17 protein-coding genes are annotated in these 19011 nt (G+C 45.0%); 12 read left to right on the top strand and 5 right to left on the bottom strand.

What is annotated here, in order from left to right:
• Nucleotides 1-16: 16 nt before the first annotated feature.
• A complete protein-coding gene (locus AB4133_RS03010; RefSeq protein ID WP_017066785.1) occupies nt 17-625 on the bottom strand; it encodes a TetR/AcrR family transcriptional regulator in 609 nt (202 codons plus the stop codon).
• Nucleotides 626-792: 167 nt separating this feature from the next.
• On the opposite strand from AB4133_RS03010, the gene AB4133_RS03005 reads away from it, so the two are divergent.
• Nucleotides 793-1779, top strand: coding sequence for a glycosyl transferase family protein (locus AB4133_RS03005; RefSeq protein WP_081324522.1), 987 nt, complete (start codon nt 793-795; stop codon nt 1777-1779).
• A gap of 97 nt (nt 1780-1876) precedes the next feature.
• On the opposite strand, the gene AB4133_RS03000 is transcribed toward AB4133_RS03005, so the two are convergent.
• Together AB4133_RS03000 and AB4133_RS02995 are read right to left on the bottom strand one after the other, a co-directional pair.
• Nucleotides 1877-2173: a hypothetical protein gene (locus AB4133_RS03000; RefSeq protein WP_029235295.1), complete on the bottom strand. Its 297-nt coding sequence runs from the start codon at nt 2171-2173 to the stop codon at nt 1877-1879.
• A 167-nt stretch (nt 2174-2340) separates the two neighbouring features.
• Nucleotides 2341-2574, bottom strand: coding sequence for a hypothetical protein (locus AB4133_RS02995; RefSeq protein ID WP_372223933.1), 234 nt, complete (start codon nt 2572-2574; stop codon nt 2341-2343).
• A gap of 302 nt (nt 2575-2876) precedes the next feature.
• On the opposite strand from AB4133_RS02995, the gene AB4133_RS02990 reads away from it, so the two are divergent.
• The 4 genes from AB4133_RS02990 (at nt 2877) to udp (ending at nt 8488) form a co-directional block, all read left to right on the top strand.
• Nucleotides 2877-3293, top strand: a complete 417-nt coding sequence (locus AB4133_RS02990) for a CBS domain-containing protein (protein ID WP_017060213.1) — start codon at nt 2877-2879, stop codon at nt 3291-3293.
• A 179-nt stretch (nt 3294-3472) separates the two neighbouring features.
• Nucleotides 3473-4936, top strand: a complete 1464-nt coding sequence (locus AB4133_RS02985; RefSeq protein WP_371724662.1) for an MATE family efflux transporter — start codon at nt 3473-3475, stop codon at nt 4934-4936.
• Between the two features lie 153 nt (nt 4937-5089).
• A complete protein-coding gene (locus AB4133_RS02980; protein ID WP_372223931.1) occupies nt 5090-7447 on the top strand; it encodes a zinc/cadmium/mercury/lead-transporting ATPase in 2358 nt (785 codons plus the stop codon).
• Between the two features lie 282 nt (nt 7448-7729).
• Nucleotides 7730-8488 (top strand): uridine phosphorylase, encoded by a 759-nt coding sequence (gene udp, locus AB4133_RS02975; RefSeq protein ID WP_017065292.1) that lies wholly within the window; start codon nt 7730-7732, stop codon nt 8486-8488.
• A gap of 213 nt (nt 8489-8701) precedes the next feature.
• Here the strand turns inward: udp and AB4133_RS02970 are convergent, their stop codons facing one another.
• Complete coding sequence (locus AB4133_RS02970; RefSeq protein ID WP_017065293.1) at nt 8702-9868, bottom strand: DUF1887 family protein; 1167 nt, start codon at nt 9866-9868, stop codon at nt 8702-8704.
• 197 nt (nt 9869-10065) lie between these two features.
• On the bottom strand, nt 10066-12057 hold the full coding sequence (locus AB4133_RS02965; RefSeq protein WP_372223929.1) for a methyl-accepting chemotaxis protein: 1992 nt from the start codon (nt 12055-12057) through the stop codon (nt 10066-10068).
• Between the two features lie 277 nt (nt 12058-12334).
• Between AB4133_RS02965 and hinT the strand changes: the two genes are divergently transcribed.
• From hinT to AB4133_RS02930, 7 genes are all read left to right on the top strand, one after another.
• A complete protein-coding gene (gene hinT / locus AB4133_RS02960; RefSeq protein WP_017060220.1) occupies nt 12335-12685 on the top strand; it encodes a purine nucleoside phosphoramidase in 351 nt (116 codons plus the stop codon).
• 296 nt (nt 12686-12981) lie between these two features.
• A complete protein-coding gene (locus tag AB4133_RS02955) occupies nt 12982-14373 on the top strand; it encodes a COG3014 family protein (RefSeq protein ID WP_372223927.1) in 1392 nt (463 codons plus the stop codon).
• Nucleotides 14373-14756, top strand: a complete 384-nt coding sequence (locus AB4133_RS02950; RefSeq protein ID WP_017060222.1) for a YcfL family protein — start codon at nt 14373-14375, stop codon at nt 14754-14756. The genes AB4133_RS02955 and AB4133_RS02950 overlap by 1 nt, the downstream gene beginning before the upstream one ends.
• Nucleotides 14757-14842: 86 nt before the next feature.
• Nucleotides 14843-15433 carry a penicillin-binding protein activator LpoB gene (lpoB, locus tag AB4133_RS02945; protein ID WP_017060223.1) on the top strand — a complete coding sequence of 197 codons (591 nt, stop codon included), beginning with the start codon at nt 14843-14845 and terminating at the stop codon, nt 15431-15433.
• A gap of 205 nt (nt 15434-15638) precedes the next feature.
• Entirely contained in the window at nt 15639-16493 is an 855-nt protein-coding gene (locus tag AB4133_RS02940) for a phosphotransferase (protein WP_017060224.1), read from the top strand.
• Nucleotides 16494-16601: 108 nt separating this feature from the next.
• Nucleotides 16602-17141 carry an alpha/beta hydrolase YcfP gene (gene ycfP, locus AB4133_RS02935; RefSeq protein ID WP_009847155.1) on the top strand — a complete coding sequence of 180 codons (540 nt, stop codon included), beginning with the start codon at nt 16602-16604 and terminating at the stop codon, nt 17139-17141.
• A gap of 512 nt (nt 17142-17653) precedes the next feature.
• A complete protein-coding gene (locus AB4133_RS02930) occupies nt 17654-18943 on the top strand; it encodes an NAD(P)/FAD-dependent oxidoreductase (RefSeq protein ID WP_009847154.1) in 1290 nt (429 codons plus the stop codon).
• Nucleotides 18944-19011: the final 68 nt, after the last annotated feature.

Here is a 19011-nt window from a genome sequence, read left to right as displayed (position 1 = left end):
TCGTCAACCACCAAAATCACGCCTGATATTGTTTAAGGAACATCTCGACACTTGAAGTAATGAGCACTTGCTTGTGTGCAGCATCCGGTGACGGCACATGACCAATGATTTGCGGCCAAAACGCAAAAGACTTAAGCAGACCAATGAACTGCGTGGAGGCGAATTGTGGGTCTAGTTCTACTAAACGACCGTCTGCCAACGCGGCTTTAATCCAGGTTGTAAGTCCACTTTCTGCTTGGGAATATTTTTCCATCGCTTGATGCGCCAGTTCTGCGTTATGGAAATACTCTGAGAACAAAACGCGTGACAGGTCGATGAAGCCTTCAGACTCAAGTAACTCAAGCTCTTGATTGGCTATCGAGGAAAGCTGTTCTTCAAGTGGCAGTTCTGCTTGATATGGGAAATGCGTTGCGGCCAGAGTTTTGCTCCAAATGCTGTCTAGAATCTCATCTAAAAGCAGTTCTTTGCTGGCAAAGTGATTGTATACGGTGCGCTTTGATACTTCTGCGCGACTCGATATTTTATCCATGCTGGTGGCCTTGTAGCCATGCTCAGTAAACTCTGCGATAGCAGCGGCAACGATCGATTCACGTTTTCTTTGGCTCAGCGTTTTTTTTACAGTCATCGGGATACTACTCAATATGTCGCGGTTAGCATTACATACGCTAATTTTACACCAGTAAGTTTACTTTTAGAACACCAATCCGCGTATTGGTAATTCGGTCGAGAGCAACTGAATCGCTTTGCAATGCACGGTGGGTATCATAGAATCGAAAGTGTATTCGAATTTTATTGATATCAACGGAAGAGAATAAACAATCAATGAGTAGTATTTTAGAGTGTATTCGTACAGTTGGACGAGGAGAAAGAGGGCGTAAGCCTTTATCGTTCGAACAAGCCTACCGCATCATGGATGAGTATTTAAGCGGAGAAGTCGGTGACGACCAAATGGCTATGCTACTGATGTTGATTCGTGTGCAGAATGAAACCAATGAAGAGATCGCTGGCTTTGTAAAAGCGTTTCAATCTCGAGTGCCAGATTTAGGCGCTGATATTGATTGGCCGTGTTATGCAGGTAAGCGTAACGATAACGCCAGTGGCAAGCCTTGGAACTTGTTGGCGGCAAAAATCTTAGCTGACAATGGCTATAAAGTGTTAATGCATGGCTATATGGATAAGCCGAGCGGTAGGACGCACGTTGAAAGCCATTTGCAAGATGTCGGTGTGCAAAGTGCTGAGAGCCCTGAACATGCTAAGTCGATTCTTGAACAAGACGGCATTGCTTATTTACCGCTAGCTAACTTTGCGCCCGAAGCACAAACCATGATTGGTTGGAAACACCGCTACGGTTTGAGAACACCAATTAACACGGTAGTTCGAGCATTGAATCCTGGTGGTGGCCGTTTAGGTCTGCGTGGCAGTTTCCATCCTGGCTTTCCACAACTTCATGCGGAAGTTGAGCATGTTATCGGAAATAAATCCCACTCGGTGATTTCATTCAAAGGGATGAACGGTGAGTCGGAATATAATCCTAAAGTTAGCCAAACGGTATGGATGAGCTCTCCTGACAAAGTCGAATCGTTCTACTGGGAAGAGATGATGAACCTAGAGCTGCCACTTCCTAGTCAATGTGTACTTGGCACATCGGCTGAAGATATGGCGCTAATGGCGAATACCGTTGTCGACAGCATGACAGCCATTCTCTTTGCAGAAACGCACGATAAAACTGAGGCATACCAGAAAGCGGTGCGCCTGTGGCATGAGTATTGTGCGCGTTAGATGGTGGTTTGTAATCAATGAGAGAAGGTCAGCGAGCGCTGGCCTTTTTATACTTGATTTCTAGCAAGGGCTTTTCGTGAACGCCCAAACAATAAAGCTACTTCACTCGCATCAAGCGATGCATTTTGTCTTCGAACTGAATCTCAATCACCTGTGAGATTTTCATCTTATCAACACGATCAAGCATTCTCGCTTGGTAATCACGTTTTTTCATCCACTCTAGCGGTTCTTTAAAGCCATCTTCATTAATCACAAACGACTGATCGGTAATAGAGTCTTCAAAGATATGAACCACCCAAATGCGTGATTGGAAATCCAATAACTCACTAAAGTAGCTTTTTAACTTAGATAAGGAATTCGTTAGATACGTTTTAGGTGGGGTTTGGGAAGACATAGTAAACCGTATTTGGACAATGAAAATCGGCAAGGGCGCCGTCTGATCATTATAGCCTTTAACCGTTAGGCTTGTCAGGTCGAATTCGGCAGCCATTCACGGCTATTGCGCTTGCTAATGCTACTATGGCTGCCAGTTAGAGATTAACCAAATCAGTGTCGGATTCACTATTTAACGAATAGGCCGAAGTCGATCTCTTGTTCTCTTTGATATTTCACCAGCTTCACTTTTAGGTCGTGTTTTTCTGCTAAATCAATGGCTAAGCATGACATGCGTTTTATCTCATCAACGCAGCTTGATATCAGCGGTTTTTCTTGATTATCGATAGTGGCGATGAGTGTGTTTTCTGTGCCGTCGTTACCTGCGTAAATATACGCGTACATGTTGTTGTCGTGTTGCATAAACTTCCTAAAACGGGATTTCTAATTATTAGTGAGGTGAAGATTACAGGGTTTATTTACGCAGGCTAGCTCGGCTAAGTAAGGTTAAGCAAGGGAAAGTAAGGCTTTGTAAGGGCTCTTTTTTTTCTTTTTTCTGGCGTTCGAAAACGTGCTCAACCCTTTGTTTGTCTCACTTTTTTGTCTTGTTAGGTTTTGCCTATCAATAAAATTGTTGAAATCCATTTAGTAAAATCAAGATTTTAGACAACAATTAACTTAACAAGATAGAAAATATATGACGCAAAGTATTTAGGGAGAACGCAATGCATTCTATTAAAGTGAAAGATTACATGACGCAGCAGGTTGTGACATTTACTCCTGATATGCCGTTAAGTCTAGCGTTAGACAAAGTGATGCGTAGCCACCATATGGGTGGGCCCGTAATCGATGATAACGAACAAGTGATTGGCTTCCTTTCAGAGCAGGATTTACTCGAGAAACTTGTGAAGGTCAGTTACTTCTGCCAAGACACACACCTTGTGGGTGACTGTATGTACCAAGAAGTGCTGTCGGTGTCACCTGACTTATCCATTATTGAATTGGCGGACATGATGCAGGTTGGAAAACCTAAAGCATACCCTGTGATCGATAATCGAAAACTGGTGGGTATTATCACCAGAACTGATGTTTTGAGAGCAATTGGCAAGAACTTGGAAGAATGCTTCAAACATCAGGTATAGTAGCGTGTTAAGAACGATTATTTTTCTCAATACTCTCAATTGAAAAAAGGCGCACTAGCGCCTTTTTTCTGTATAGCGCTTTTCTTGGTCGATCCTTTCTTTTTGGATCCCTAGCCAGTTGAACAGTTGAACAGCTGATTAGGCTTTAGCTCTTGGGTATTCCAACTTTTGGAGGTTTCATGTCAAATCAAACGGCAAAGTTTGTTGAAGGTTCAACGATGCGCCACATATTGGTGATGTCGGGGGCTGGCTCTGTCGGTTTGATGGCGTTATTTGTGGTCGATCTGCTCGACATGCTGTTTATCAGTATGCTCGGACAGGTTGAATTGGCTGCTGCGGTAGGCTTTGCAGGTACGCTGACTTTCTTTTCTACCTCCGTTTCTATCGGTACTTCCATTGCCATGGGCGCATTAGTGTCCAAAGCCATCGGCTCCAAGAATCAAGAGCACGCTCGAAACCTAAGCACCAGTATCATGCTGACTGCGTTTGTTATCAGTTCGACCATAACTGCAATCATGTTCGCTTATATTCCAGAGCTGCTAGCCGCGATAGGCGCCAAAGGCATTGCAGCCGAACGCGCTCAAGCTTACCTACAGATTTTGCTACCTAGTGGTCCATTTTTGGCGTTAGCGATGGCAGCGGGTGCGGGCTTAAGAGCGGCAGGTGATGCTAAGCGTTCGATGTGGGCAACTTTGTCTGGCGGCATTGTTAACGCGATTCTCGATCCTCTGTTTATTTTTGGTTTTGGTTGGAACATCGAAGGGGCGGCTATCGCTTCGGTTGTCGCTCGTTTCTCGGTGCTATTCTTTTCGCTTTATCCTCTTATTCGCAGCCATCAGCTGGTAGCTCCGCCTTCTTTTGTGCAATGGCGCATTAATATTCGACCAATATTGGCGATTGCGCTGCCTGCGATTATCACCAATACCGCAACGCCTATCGGTAATGCGATTGTAACAACGGGTATCGCACAATATGGTGAGGATTTTGTCGCGGGCTTTGCCGTGATAGGTCGTCTGACGCCAGTTTGTTTTGCGGTTATCTTTGCCTTGTCTGGCGCTGTGGGGCCAATCATTGGTCAGAACTTTGGTGCTGAACGCATGGACCGAGTAAAAGAAACACTCAATAACTCATTGCTGGTTACTACGGCATACACCATCGCTGTTTGTATTCTGTTGTACTTCGTTCAAGGTTATGTCATTCAAGGCTTTAGCTTACAAGGTGATGCAGCAATCATTGTGGCGGCTTTCTGTACCTATGTGGCGTTAACCTTCACCTTTAACGGTGCACTATTTGTTGCCAACACGTCTTTCAACAACCTAGGTAAACCGCTTTACTCGACAGCATTGAATTTGGGTAAAGCGACGTTAGGTACTCTGCCGTTCGTCTATCTAGGTTCGGAGTGGTATGGCGCTTTGGGTGTTCTCTATGGTCAAGCTTTGGGTAATGTTTTGTTCGGAATTTTAGGTATCTTGGTGCTTCGACATCATATCGCTGAACTGATGCAAGGATCTCAAGTTGATCCAGTGGAAGATGATGTGTCGATTGTCAGCTTGAACACTCAGCCATTCTGTTCACACGATGCGGTTCTTATTGATGATGTATCCGCTAACCGTGAAGAGTGTGCGGAGCTTAAATCTCAGTAAGCCATCGGCGCTGGCATAATATTTTTGTTTTCTTGAAAACTTCTTCTTGACCTTGGAGTAGCCTCCAAGGTTTATACTTTTGATGAACTTAAGGTTCTGTTGCTCGTAAGTTAGCAACAACCTCAAGGCTTTTGAGTATTAAGGAGATACATTATGTGCGCAAAACATGCAGCGTGCCGCTCAGCAAAAGTGGACGTTCAACCTCAAGCGGCAGGAGCAAGTTGCTCTAGCCCTAAAATTTCAAGCATCACAGCAGCAGGTACTTCATCTGGTTGTTGTAGCTCTTCTGCTGCTTCGTCATCGTCTGGAGATGATTGTTGTAGTTCGTCGGATAGTGGAGAAGAAGACAGTCAGTCCTCAACTTTATCTCTCGATGCCAAATTTTCGAAAAGTTGGCTGGTTGCCGGAATGGACTGCCCAGCTTGTGCAAGAAAAATAGAAAACGCGATCAGCAATATTGACGGTGTTATTCAAGCGAAGGTTCTCTTTGCTACCGAAAAGCTGGTTGTGAAATTCGATAATGAAAGCCTTGCTGACACCATTGAACAGGTCTCTATCAAAACGGGTTTCCCTCTTACGGAAGTCGGTTCAAAGAAAGAAAAACAACAACCTGAGACTTTTTGGCAAGCTTATATCCAACCTAATTTACAGATTATCGCGATTGCAGCGGCAATGCTGTTTGCGGCGCTTGTAAAAATCACCTCACCTCAATTAAGTGAAGGCTTGTTTACGGTAACTTGTCTGCTTGGTTTATATCCGGTGGCGAAGAAAGCGGTTCAGCTGGCGCGTTCAGGTACACCGTTTGCTATTGAAACCTTAATGAGTGTTGCCGCGCTGGGTGCTTTGTACCTTGGCGAAACTGCGGAAGCAGCGATGGTTCTATTGTTGTTCTTGATTGGTGAGCGCTTAGAAGCGTTTGCTTCATCAAGAGCAAGAAGTGGCGTTCAAGCGCTAATGGCATTGGTACCAGAAAACGCCACCAAGATCATCAACGGCGAACGTGTCGAAGTTGCAGTCAGTGAACTGATTCCCGGTGATGTGATTGAAGTGGCGGCGGGCTCACGTTTACCTGCTGATGGCCAACTGATTACCGACGCTGCAAGCTTCGATGAAAGTGCATTAACGGGGGAATCTGTTCCTGTTGAACATATCGAAGGCAACAGCATCATGGCTGGCGCTGTGGTGGTGGATAAAGTGGTTCGTATCACCATCACTTCAAAACAGGGTGAGAACGCGATCGATCGCATTCTTCATCTGATTGAAGAAGCAGAGTCTCGTAAAGCACCACTAGAGCGATTCCTCGATAAGTTCAGCCGTTGGTACACACCGTTAATGATGGTAGTGGCTCTGTTGGTCATCATCACACCACCATTGTTGTTTGCGCAGCCATGGGAAACATGGGTTTACCGTGGCCTAGCGCTATTGTTGATTGCTTGTCCGTGTGCCTTGGTTATCTCGACTCCTGCAGCGATTACCTCTGGCTTAGCAGCAGCAGCGAAACGTGGCGCGCTCATTAAAGGCGGCGCAGCGCTAGAGCAGCTTGGTAAAATCCAAACCATCGCCTTCGATAAGACAGGCACACTGACCGAAGGTAAGCCTCAGGTTACGGATATTCAACCTCTATCGGGGTTGCAACAAGACGCGATGCTGCGTGTGGTTGGGGCGATTGAAGTTGGCTCTACTCACCCGTTGGCGCAGTCACTTGTCGCTAAAGTAAAAGACCTGAATATTGAGATTCCTGAATCACACAACAAGAAAGCGTTGATTGGTAGTGGTGTTGAAGGGGATGTTGATGGTGTTAAGTATCAGGTTCTGTCACCGTCTAAAGTCACGTTCGAACTTGGTGCCGATGTGGTTTCTCAGGTAGAAGCATTAGAAGGTGAGGGCAAGACGGTTGTGGTTGCTCTTGAGGTTAAAGATCAAGAAGAATCAACAGAGCAAGCTACGACGGTGATTGGTCTGATTGCTTGGCAAGATACGTTACGCAGTGACGCTAAGCTTGCGATTGAACGACTTAATGAATTAGGTATTCAATCTATCATGTTGACCGGCGATAATCCGCGCAGTGCAGCAGCGATCAGTAGCAAGATTGGTATGCAGTACAAGGCAAGCCTATTGCCAAGCGACAAGGTATCTTACGTTGAGGAGTTATCTCAACAGTCGCACGTGGCGATGGTCGGTGATGGCATTAATGATGCACCAGCAATGAAAACGGCGAATGTCGGCATCGCAATGGGTGGTGGTACGGATGTCGCTTTGGAAACGGCGGATTCAGCACTGACTCATAACCGTTTAACTGAGCTGCCAGCGATGATTGAACTGTCGCAAGCGACCATGAACAACATCCGTCAAAACGTAGCCCTTGCGCTTGGTTTGAAGGTCGTATTCTTGGTGACAAGCTTGTTAGGTATTACCGGTTTGTGGGTGGCAGTTTTAGCGGATAGTGGTGCAACTGCATTGGTGACATTGAACGCATTGCGTCTGCTTCGATTTAAATCTAAAGCGGACTAAATCGAGCTCACCGACATAGAGCATTCTTAATATAAAAGCGCCTTTAGCGGTAATACGTTAAAGGCGCTTTTTGTCTCATTAGTATGCAACATAGGCGTGCGGATTGCTTATTTTTGTGATGCCAATCGGTTTTTTGTGAAACTTGAATTATTGTTGCGATCATTCATGTGACATGTGTCACTTCATTTTGTGATGAGCTTGGTTAGAGTGTGTTCGTACCCCACGAATTTACTATGAGCTTAAATAAGGGTAAAAAGCCCAATAAGCCAAAAGGAGCGAACTATGTCTCAAGCTGTTTTCCACTTAGGTGTTACTGAAGCAGATCTTAACGGTGCTACTCTTGCGATCATCCCTGGTGATCCTGCTCGTGTGCAAAAAATTGCAGAAGAGATGGAGAACCCAGTATTCCTTGCTAGTCACCGTGAATACACGCTTTACCGCGCAGAGCTAGACGGCAAACCAGTTGTTGTATGTTCAACAGGCATTGGTGGTCCATCGACTTCTATCGCAGTTGAAGAGCTTGCTCAACTTGGTGTTCGCACTTTCCTACGTGTTGGTACGACTGGTGCTATCCAACCTCACGTAAACGTGGGTGACATGATTGTTTCTACAGGTTCTGTTCGTCTAGACGGCGCTAGCCTACACTTTGCTCCTATGGAGTTCCCAGCAGTGGCTGACTTTGAAGTTGCAACAGCAATGAAAGCGGCAGTTGATGAATCAGGTGCAACAGTTCACATGGGCGTAACGGCCTCAAGCGATACGTTCTACCCAGGTCAAGAGCGTTACGACACGTTCTCTGGTCGCGTTGTTAAGCGCTTCCAAGGCTCTATGCAAGAATGGCAAGACATGGGCGTTCTAAACTTCGAGATGGAATCTGCAACACTGCTAACTATGTGTGCAAGTTCTGGTCTGAAAGCAGGTTGTGTTGCTGGTGTAATCATCAACCGTACTCAAAAAGAGACGCCTGATCACGACACTCTAAAAGTAACAGAAGCACGTTCAATCAAAGTGGTTGTAGAAGCCGCTCGTAAAATGCTTTAAGTCTTAAAGTGCTCTGAGTTTTAGAGAGCATTAAGTCTTCAAGTGACATTAAATTTTGAAAATGGCCGCATCGTATGATGCGGCCATTTTTTTGTGCCGTCTGAAAGTAATCAATAGAGAAAACAGACAACAAAAAAGGCGAGTGACTTAATCGTCATTCGCCTTTTTAACAATCTGCTTAAGAGCATTGAGCTCTCATGAGCTTATTGGTTTTTAGTACTCTAGATCTTCACTGCCACCCGCAGCTGTAAACCATGCCGTTAGGTGTGTTTTAAGATCTTTCAATTCGTCAGGGCCAATCAATGCAAGGCCAAGATCTTCAGCTCGTGTGATGTCGTTATGGCGAAGAGGGCGGAAGCTCACTAACATTGCACGTGCTTGTAGGCCACCTAGCAGGTCTCTAAGCGATTCCAGTTTGTACAAGGTGTCATCACCATCATCACGCATGCCTTTGGTCTTACATTCGATGATGTGCAGCTTATTGTTCACCACAGAGGCAACATCAAGCTCGTTACGAACCTCACGTTCACCCAGTTGACGGTATACCTGAACATTCAAAGAACGGTCTTGAATGGTCGGCATGTCATCTTGGATCTGCTTAACTGTGCTGTGAACCAATGTTTCAAGCCATTCACCGTTTGAGAAGCGGCGCGCGTCTTCGTTGGCAAAGGTCAAAATACCATTGTCGTAAGTCGCAATTTTAGCTTCAACCAAATCGCTCAGCAGCATGTTGAGCTCGCGATAGCCTTGTTGCTTCTCAGATAGGCCTACATCAAGTTTTTGTTCTTTACGGCAGGTCGTTGCTAGGTAGTTCAATGTCGCAAGGCCAGGGCCTAGTTCGAGTGCGTTACTTGCCCAACGTTCACCCAGTTCATAAAGTTTCTGATCCAGTTGCGGAGACAGCTGAACATCGCTGAATTCACCGCGAGCACCGAACACAGTTAGGTAGTCGTCGATAGTGATGCGGTCTTGAACTTGTGCGTCTTCTTTACCATTAGGGTACAACCAGCAAAGCTTGTCGCTATTTGGTTCAACCACGAAGATTGGCCAGTGGTAAGTACGGAATACTTCGTACACAGAAAGTAGGCGGTGACGGAGGCCACAACTTGCGTTGAGCTTCACTTCTTGACCGCGTGCTTTGAGGTCTTCGGCAAGGGTTTGGATAGATTCTTTAATGACAGATGTATTTACGATGGTCGGAATTTCGAAAAACTCACTCGTAATGTCGCGCTTGTGCAAAACGCTGTCTAAACGTTTGTACATACTGACTTGATTTTTGTCACCGATAAACACGATGTGAGTGCTGACCGTTCGGTTATCAAGTAATGGGGTGAGCAAGCGAATGGGGTCTTGATCGATAATGCCAACATGAACAGCCATATAAATTCCTTAATAGCGGCTCGCTCATAAAGGTGAAAGAAAAAACGGGAAGCAGCAAGCCTTAATAATCATATAATGACAAAGCTCATAAAAAACAAGGGCAACCCTTGATAAAAGTTGCCCTAGCTCAATTAGTCACCACTATTGGGTAAGAAGTCTCAACAATCTCACTAAATATCTATCGATTCTTCATTTATCTATAGTTTGAATTGATGTACTAAATCACCTTGCTGATTCGCCAAAATTGTTAGGTTTTGGCTTGCCTCCGCAATTGAAGACATCGCTTGGTAACTCTTATCTGCGATGTGGTTGATGTCTTCGATGTTGCGTGCAATATCACCAGACGTTTCACTCTGCTCAGCGGCTGCTTGAGAGATGTGTGTACTCATGTGGCTGATCTCTAGAATCAAGGCTTGGATCTCTTCCATCGCACTGTTTGCACTTGAAGCTTGTTGAACCGACATGTCCATATCGCTCATACAGCTTTCAATTACGTTACTTGCAGTTTTCGAGCTTGATTGCAGATTGCTGATCATAGTCTCGATTTCAGAGGTTGATTGAGTGGTCTTCTGTGCTAGCACTCGTACTTCATCGGCAACGACTGCAAAACCACGACCTTGTTCACCTGCACGCGCTGCTTCGATTGCCGCATTAAGTGCAAGTAGGTTGGTCTGTTCAGCAATACCACGAATAACGTCAAGGATTGAACCAATCTGGCTACTCATCTGTTGTAGCTCGCCTACAGCGCCCACTGATTCAGTAAGGCGAACTTCAAGCTGATTAATGGTGCTGATGTTGGTGTTCATGATCTGACGACCAGACTCAGAAGCCGATTCTACTTGTTGAACCATGGTGAGTGAGCTTTGCGCGCTGTTCGCCACTTCTTGTACAGAATGAGACATCTCTGTCATTGCGGTCGCAACAGTCGCGGTTTGCTCACGTTGGCTGTTCAATTGAGCCTGCGTTTCAGATGACGTCTTCTGGTTGACGCTTGCAGTCTTAGTTAAGTCATCTGAAGCATCATTCAACTTCACAAGGATATTGTGCAGGTTGTCAGCCAAGGTGTTGATGTGACGGCTCACGCGGCTGAATTCGTTGTCGTAGCGAATATCGATACGCTGAGTCATATCACCTTCAGTTAGACCTTCTAATGTACCGAGGATGCGAGTCAATGGCTCTCGTACGCTGTGTGCAATGTGGTAACCAATCGCAGCAGCGAACACAGTCACAACAATGCCAATGGCAATCGCGTTGAATAGGCCTTTGTCGTAGATGCTGCTTGCGTCAGCGAGTGATGAGTTAAGTTGCTCTTCAGCGGTCACGTTGAATGAGTCCAAAACAGCCATCGCTTGGTCAACTTCTAGAGCTAGGTTAGCGATGTTCACGTACAACGCTTGTTTGGCTTGTAGGTAGTTGTTGTGTTTGTCTAGTACGCCACCTTTCTGACCAACGTCTTTGGTGAACTTCTGAACCGACTCATCGAAGACATTTTTAAGTGCTGGTAGTTGTGTTGATAGACCTCGATAAGCGTAGTTAAGATGAGTAACGGCCTTTTTGTTTTGGTTAACGGCTTTTTGAACGAAGGCAACATCAGAGCTAGCAAGTGCATCAGAGGTAATAACTTCTGCGTCTTGCAGTTTGATGAAGTAGCTCTTTGCCATCACTTTTACAGAGATGCTTTTTTGGTCGGCAACGTACTCTTTCATACCAACGGTTAATTCTGAATGTAAGCGTTGGAAGTCACGAGACGCTTTTTGTACTTGTTCTTGTGCTTCGAACATCGCGACGTAGTTGTTCATCGCTTCGTCAGCTTCGGCGAAGTAGCGTTCTTCCATTGCTCTTAATTGCGCGATACGTTCAACAAGTGAAGCATTGTTTTGGCTTGCCGCTTCTAAACTACCGAGAACTTCTGAAAACGAGTTTTGTGATGCAGCAAATTCTGTACGCATTGCAGACATGCGTTCAGTGTTTTGTGTGGTTAAGAAATCTTTGAATGACTTATCAGCAGAAAGCAATTGAACACTCGTTTGATTTGAAAGCGCGACAAGTGGTAATGAGGTTTCTGAGACACTCTCAAAATTGCTGTGTATCTGATTCATGCTGTTCATCATGATGGTTATCGTGACTGCGAACATGATGATGATCAGTGCGAAACCAGCGTACATACGCTTGATCACAGATCCCTTCATGGCTTTCTCCCTAAATAAAAATGCAGACCTAATGTCAGGTCAAAGTAAAACTAACAAAATTATCAGCATTCTATTGAGCTCGGCTTACGCATTTTATGACGCACACGTCAAAAATAGCGCTCAGTTATAACCAACATGCCATTCTTGAGAGCTAAGGCTCGTTTTCTTTGATTTGAACGGTGTTTTTTATTATGCTTTAAAGCAGATTTATTGTGGTTTGATGCGGCATAGCGCATACTCAAAGCATTAAAAAATAAATGTTTTATCGGAGAGAAACATGGCTGAAGAAACCATTTTTACTAAGATCATCAACAAAGAAATCCCAGCAGATCTACTATACCAAGACGATTTAGTAACCGCATTTCGCGATATTAACCCTCGCGCGCCAAGCCATATCCTAATCATCCCAAACAAGCTGATTCCGACAACTAACGATGTTGAAGTCCAAGATGAAGCGATGATGGGGCGCATGTTTACTGTTGCTCGCAAGTTAGCAAAAGAAGAGGGCATTGCAGAAGATGGCTATCGTCTTATCGTGAACTGTAACTCTCACGGTGGCCAAGAGGTTTATCATATTCACATGCACTTGGTTGGCGGCCGTCCACTTGGCCCCCTATTAATGAGCTAATAAAAAGTTAATGAGCTAATGAAAAGCTAACGAGTTAATGAAAGCTAATGAGCTAGTTTAAACGCGCTCATTAGTGGGTTAACACAAGTAGTTAGTTGGAAAATTTGTAGTTTGTATGCCAACTTTAAGTTCTATCTGTTGTCTGAACATCGGCATCGCCTAGGCAGAGGCTAAATCAGTAGGGTTTCAACTGGCTTGAGATCCTTTTTACAACGCGTTTCGTTTTGATAATGAGACCATTAAAGGTCAGCAGACCCTAATAAAGTAGGCATTTTAAACATGCACGGAGACGATAAGTGAAGCAACAGTTTAGATTCGCTTCCATTGCCCTGTTATCGGCGTTGACCGTAGGTTGTGCGAGTATGTCTGCAGGAAGCCTGTTCAGTCATTACAGCGCACAAAACAAAGCGATCTACCAAGCCGTTAAATCTGGAGATTATTCAGAGGCTCAGCAAGAGCTACCAGATTACGCGGCAGGCGACATCCTTGATAACTTTGAAAGAGGCAGAATTAATCTGCTGGATCAAAAATACCCTGAGAGTAAGGCTTCGTTTGAAGTGGCTGATCAGGCGGTTACTGAGCAGCAACGCAAAGCCGTGATCTCAATCTCAGACAGTGCAACCAGTGTGGGTGCGTTGGCTGTGAATGACAATATTACCGAGTATGTGCCAGCCGATTACGAGTTGGGCTTTCTTCATCTGTATCTCGGTTTAAATTACCTCAAGAAAAACGATTTAGAAGGTGCGGTGATCGAAATGCGTCGCGCCAACCAAGTTCAAGAACAAGCGAAGAAGCAACGCGAGGCTGAGTTAGACAAAGCAGCCAGCGATGCGAAGAAGCAAGGCTTGTCTGCCAATGTGGGTAGCATCCTTGCCAATTACCCTGATGCGGGTAAGAAACTGCAGTCAGTACAGAATGCGTATCTGATGTTCTTGTCTGGTCTGCTTTATGAAGCGTCAAATGATTTAAACAGCGCCTACGTTGACTATCGTCGTGCTTTGGCTGTGATGCCAGATAACCAAGAAATCATCGATAGAACCATGGCAACAGCCGCTCGTTTAGGGATGCGACAAGATTTAGCAACATTAGAAAAACGCTATAAGCAATCTTCTAAACTTAGTGCAGGTGAAGGGCGAGTGATTGTTCTTCAAGAGCAGAGCGCTGTGCAAGCTATGGACAGTTGGCGACTGGATTTGCCTGTTTATGACAGTCGCGATCAGGGGGCAATATACTCTCTTGCGCTGCCATATTACCCAAGTCAAAACGTAGAGCGTTTTTCTGCCTTGCGAATCAGCGGACAGCCGCTACAAGAACATTTGATCACTAATGTAAACGCGATGGCGCAGAACGATCTATCGGAACGTATGACAAGCATTGTTATTCGCCAAGCGCTACGTGTAGTCGCGAAAGATCGCATTCGAAAAGAAGCAACCAAAGGCGATGATGTCGGTAATATTCTGTTCAACGTGTGGAACACACTGACAGAGCAACCAGACACTCGCAGTTGGCAATCATTACCTGCAGAGATTAAGAGCAGTACGTTTGTAGCAAATAGCGGTCAATATACGTTGGAAGCGGGCGCTAAAACGTACGACTTTGATATTCGAGAAGGGCAGACCACTTTGGTGTGGATTTCTCGACAAGGAAACAATGCAACAATGTGGCATAAACAGCTAGGGAGGCTGTAATGAAAAAGTGGTTAGTGAGCTTAGCAGCGGTTATGGCTCTGGCTGGTTGTGCTGATAATACAGCTGGCGTAAGGGTCGATAGTCTGACTCAGAACGTTTTCTTTGGTGACAAGGTATTGGGCAGCCGTTTACAGGTTGAAGATATTCGCACCGATCTGGTCGACGGTCATACGCGAGGAATCGTTCGTTTAAACAGTAACTATAAAGGCGATCAACATATTCTTTATCGTTTTTACTGGTACGACGATGCCGGGCTTGAGGTCAACCTTAAACAAGGTCCTTGGAAGCAAGCGATTGTTCGTGGTTTTGAAAGTATTTCGTTGTCGGAAGTGTCGGTAAACCCGAAAGCGACTCAGTTCAGAGTCCAGTTCCGAGAGCAGTAAGTTAGATTAAACGGGTCTCATGATTCGTAAATACAAGAATTTAAGAGTGTGGGTAACCCCGCTCAGTGATAAGTTGAGGAAACAAAATGAAAAAGAGTGTCATTGCGCTACTAGGTTTAGCGGTTATTTTAGGCGGTTGTTCAAACAAGGTAAGCTACGGTGATGCACAAGCAGTAGAAACCACGACAATCGATTTCGGTTCAACTGACCTTCAAACGATTGCGGGTGAAATGGTCGATAGCATGATGGCGTCTGGTTCTGTGTCTTACATTACTCGTGAACAGCGTCCAATCGTGTTTGTAGAGCGAATCAAGAACAAAACAAGTGAGCACATCGATACTGAGTCAATCACTGACACTATCAGTACTAAGATGCTGAACTCTGGTAAGTTCCGTTTCGTTGATATGGACCGTGTAGAGTCTGTTCGTGACCAACTGAACTTCCAAAACAACGATGAGCTTGTAAACCAAAGCTCAGCAATTCAATTCGGTAAAATGGTTGGTGCTCAGTACATGCTGTACGGCAACCTATCAAGCATCGTTAAGAAAGCGGGTAGCGATGAAGACGTGTACTACAAAATGACGATGCGTCTAATGGATCTTGAGTCTGGCTTGATTGAGTGGGCTGACGAGACTGAAATCCGTAAGCAACAATCTAAGAGCCTACTAGGCCTTTAATTTCGCTTACTTGCCAACTATGCGCAGCCGGATTTGACAATGTCTAGTATTGGCGGCGCTTAATCTTGACAGCGTATAGCTTGGTCACACGCCAATGCAGTGCATGATGTGCTGTTTATGAAGAGACACTGGCTTTTGGTCAGTGTCTTTTTTGTAGGGAATGAAGACGTTTATAGGGCAGTTAAGACGTTTATAGGGAGTAAATATGGCAATTTTTTCTTGGTCTGAGGCTAAGCTTCTTGATACCAGTTTGAGTTCGCTTGACGGTTACTTTTCTGAGCCTCCAGTTAGAGCACAGACATTAACAGGCGGTTTGACCAATCGATGTTGGAAGTTGGTCGATGCCGATGGTACTGCGTATGTTTGGCGGCCAACCACACCTATCACCAAAGCGTTCTTCATTTCTCGCCATGAAGAGTACCAAGTGCTGTCTGCCATTGAGCGACTCGGTATCGGGCCAAGCCCAATGGTAGTGAATGAGCAGGGGTTACTGGTTGAGTGGATTGCGGGTGAGACACTTTACGAAGATCTAGAACTCGATGACCTGTTGAAAACGCTGATCTCTGTTCATCTGGTTAATACTGCGCGATTACCACTGCAACCATTCAGTTTCACGGCGCGAGTCGACCATTACTGGCTGCAGCTTGATGCGATTCATAAGACCGAAGCCTGCACTAAGATTTATCAAGAGTGGCGCGTGGCTCCGAGTATTACCAATGTTGACCTGTCTTTGTGCCATTTTGACTTAGGTGGTTATAACCTAGTGAGAAACAGTGACTGCATTAAGATTATTGATTGGGAATACGCTGCGCTCGCAGACCCTAGGCTCGATTTAACATTAACCATTGCGGTTGCTGGCGCGCCAGTCACAGAAGCGGTTGAGAAGTACTGTCAGCTGCGAGGAATCCATGATGTTCAGCCTTGGCTTGATGGTGTAGAAGCATGGTTACCAAGAAGCCAGATGATGGCGATGCTATGGTATTTACTTGCTCATCAGCTTTGGGGCGATGAAAGTTATCTGCGTGAAGCGGAGGCTCTGAGTCACACTTTATGTAGCTAGGATCACGTTTAGGAAGTGAAAAATATAATTTCTCAGCTGTTACCTTTAAAACCTTGTTTTTCGTGTTAGATTGATCAAAACGTACCAATATTCAACGGGGGAGGTACAATGATTATCTATCTACATGGCTTCGACTCAACAAGCCCGGGCAATCACGAAAAAATACTGCAGTTGCAATTCATTGATGATGACGTTCGTTTCATCAACTACAGTACTTTGCATCCAAAACACGATATGCAGCATCTGCTAAAAGAAGTGCATAAGGTGATAGAGCAATCCGATGATCCGCATCCCATTATTTGTGGTGTAGGTTTAGGTGGTTTTTGGTCTGAGCGTATTGGTTTCTTATGTGGGATTAAGCAGGTGGTGTTCAACCCTAATCTGCACCCTGAGAACAACATGGTAGGTCGAATTGACCGTCCAGAAGAGTACGAAGACATCGCAACTAAATGTGTTGCTCAGTACCGTATGAAAAACAAAGGACGCTGTTTAGTGGTGCTTTCTCGTGAAGATGAAATTCACGACAATACCAAAACAGCTGCCGCGCTAGAAGATTACTATGATGTAATCTGGGATGAGAAAGAGAGTCATAAATTCAAAAAGATCTCTCAACATCTTCAAGCAATGAAAGCGTTCAAAAACGCTTAATCAATCCAGATGTTTTATAAAAGCAGTGCTCAATGAGTGCTGCTTTTTCACATCTGAATCTTAGAGATTGGTATTGATAAAGTAGTTGTATATGTTTTATCGGTCGGTTTGTGCATTTATAGATCAGTTTGCGCAAACGTTAACTAATTAGTCGCGAATCCTCATTGAGGGTAAGGATTTTTTTGTTGCGGTCATCTTTTTGCTATATATAATGTTCCCAAGCAAAATATTTTGACAAATATCAAAAAAAATTGAGAGCGAGTGAAAAAACTTGCCCATAATTTGTGTTCTGCCTCTCAGGTAGTCACCTTTTTTATCCACGTGAGCAAAGCAACAAACCATTATTTGTTGTTTGTAACCCCTCTAACTACTCGGTGAGCTGTCGTTATTCTTTTTCGCGGTAACCCAATTTGTAACAGCCTTCGCATTCAAGGCCGAGTAGATACATAGAATTTATCGGTTGGAGTAATCGAGCCGAACCCCATTTATTCATTTTGTAGAGGATTGTCATTGTGACAAAAATTATCGTAGTAGGCGGCGGTGCTGGTGGTTTAGAACTAGCAACTAAGCTAGGCCGCACTTTAGGTCGTAAGAAACGTGCCCAGATTACTCTGGTAGACCGTAAAGCAAGCCACCTATGGAAACCATTACTTCATGAAGTAGCAACGGGCTCACTGGATGAAGGTGTTGATGCATTAAGCTACCGTGCGCACGCAAAAAACCATTACTTCGATTTCCAAATGGGCAGCCTGAACGACATCGATCGTGAGCGTAAAGTGATTGCACTAAGCGAGCTTACAGACGAGCACGGTGAACTGCTGATGCCAAGCCGTGAACTTGAATACGATATTCTAGTGATGGCGCTAGGCTCAACGTCAAACGACTTCAACACTCCAGGCGTTCGTGACAACTGTATTTTCCTTGATAGCCCAGAGCAAGCACACCGTTTCCGTACAGAAATGAACAATCAGTTCTTAAAGCTTCACGCTAAGAACGGTCAAGGCACGGTAGACATCGCGATTGTTGGTGCTGGTGCAACTGGTGTAGAGCTTTCTGCAGAGCTACACAACGCCGTTAAAGAACTTCGTACTTACGGCTTCGGCGACCTAGATTCAAGCAAGCTGAACGTAAACCTAGTTGAAGCGGGTGAGCGTATTCTTCCAGCTCTACCTCCTCGTATTTCAAGTGCAGCACACTCTGAGCTAACCAAGCTTGGTGTGAACGTTCGTACGAATACGATGGTGACTCAGGCGGATTCTGACGGCCTAACAACCAAAGATGGTGACAAGATCCCAGCTCAAATCATGGTATGGGCAGCAGGTATCAAAGCACCAGATTTCATGAAAGATATCGGTGGTCTTGAAACCAACCGTATCAACCAGTTGGTTGTGAAGAACACGCTGCAAACAACACTGGATGACAACATCTTTGCAATCGGTGACTTGGCGCAATGTACACAAGCAGACGGTTCATTCGTTCCGCCACGTGCACAAGCGGCTCACCAAATGGCAAGCTGTGCATTCAGCAACATCATTGCTAAGTTGAACGGTCGTGACCTGAAAGACTACATCTACAAAGACAAAGGCTCGCTAGTTTCACTTAGCCGTTTCTCTACGGTAGGTAGCTTGATGGGTAACCTGACGAAAGGCTCGATGATGGTCGAAGGTCGTATTGCTCGTGTGGTTTACATCTCTTTGTACCGCATGCACCAGATGGCGCTTCACGGCTTAATCAAAACATCACTGATGATGCTGGTTGGTCGTATTAACCGTGTACTTCGTCCAAACCTAAAGCTTCACTAATCAGGTAAGCCTTCTCAGAGCATTACGCTGATAATAAAAAAGAGCTCTTCGGAGCTCTTTTTTGATCG

The sequence above is a fragment of the Vibrio sp. 10N.286.52.F8 genome (assembly GCF_041468745.1).
Lineage (GTDB): Bacteria > Pseudomonadota > Gammaproteobacteria > Enterobacterales > Vibrionaceae > Vibrio > Vibrio crassostreae_C.
This window is presented reverse-complemented; position numbering and strand designations above follow the sequence as displayed.

Coding starts and splice junctions, on each gene's coding strand:
- AB4133_RS03010 (WP_017066785.1), bottom strand. CDS start 625: ATGACTGTAAAAAAAACGCTGAGCCAAAGAAAACGTGAATCGATCGTT.
- AB4133_RS03000 (WP_029235295.1), bottom strand. CDS start 2,173: ATGTCTTCCCAAACCCCACCTAAAACGTATCTAACGAATTCCTTATCT.
- AB4133_RS02995 (WP_372223933.1), bottom strand. CDS start 2,574: ATGCAACACGACAACAACATGTACGCGTATATTTACGCAGGTAACGAC.
- AB4133_RS02990 (WP_017060213.1), top strand. CDS start 2,877: ATGCATTCTATTAAAGTGAAAGATTACATGACGCAGCAGGTTGTGACA.
- AB4133_RS02985 (WP_371724662.1), top strand. CDS start 3,473: ATGTCAAATCAAACGGCAAAGTTTGTTGAAGGTTCAACGATGCGCCAC.
- AB4133_RS02980 (WP_372223931.1), top strand. CDS start 5,090: ATGTGCGCAAAACATGCAGCGTGCCGCTCAGCAAAAGTGGACGTTCAA.
- udp (WP_017065292.1), top strand. CDS start 7,730: ATGTCTCAAGCTGTTTTCCACTTAGGTGTTACTGAAGCAGATCTTAAC.
- AB4133_RS02970 (WP_017065293.1), bottom strand. CDS start 9,868: ATGGCTGTTCATGTTGGCATTATCGATCAAGACCCCATTCGCTTGCTC.
- AB4133_RS02965 (WP_372223929.1), bottom strand. CDS start 12,057: ATGAAGGGATCTGTGATCAAGCGTATGTACGCTGGTTTCGCACTGATC.
- hinT (WP_017060220.1), top strand. CDS start 12,335: ATGGCTGAAGAAACCATTTTTACTAAGATCATCAACAAAGAAATCCCA.
- AB4133_RS02950 (WP_017060222.1), top strand. CDS start 14,373: ATGAAAAAGTGGTTAGTGAGCTTAGCAGCGGTTATGGCTCTGGCTGGT.
- lpoB (WP_017060223.1), top strand. CDS start 14,843: ATGAAAAAGAGTGTCATTGCGCTACTAGGTTTAGCGGTTATTTTAGGC.
- AB4133_RS02940 (WP_017060224.1), top strand. CDS start 15,639: ATGGCAATTTTTTCTTGGTCTGAGGCTAAGCTTCTTGATACCAGTTTG.
- ycfP (WP_009847155.1), top strand. CDS start 16,602: ATGATTATCTATCTACATGGCTTCGACTCAACAAGCCCGGGCAATCAC.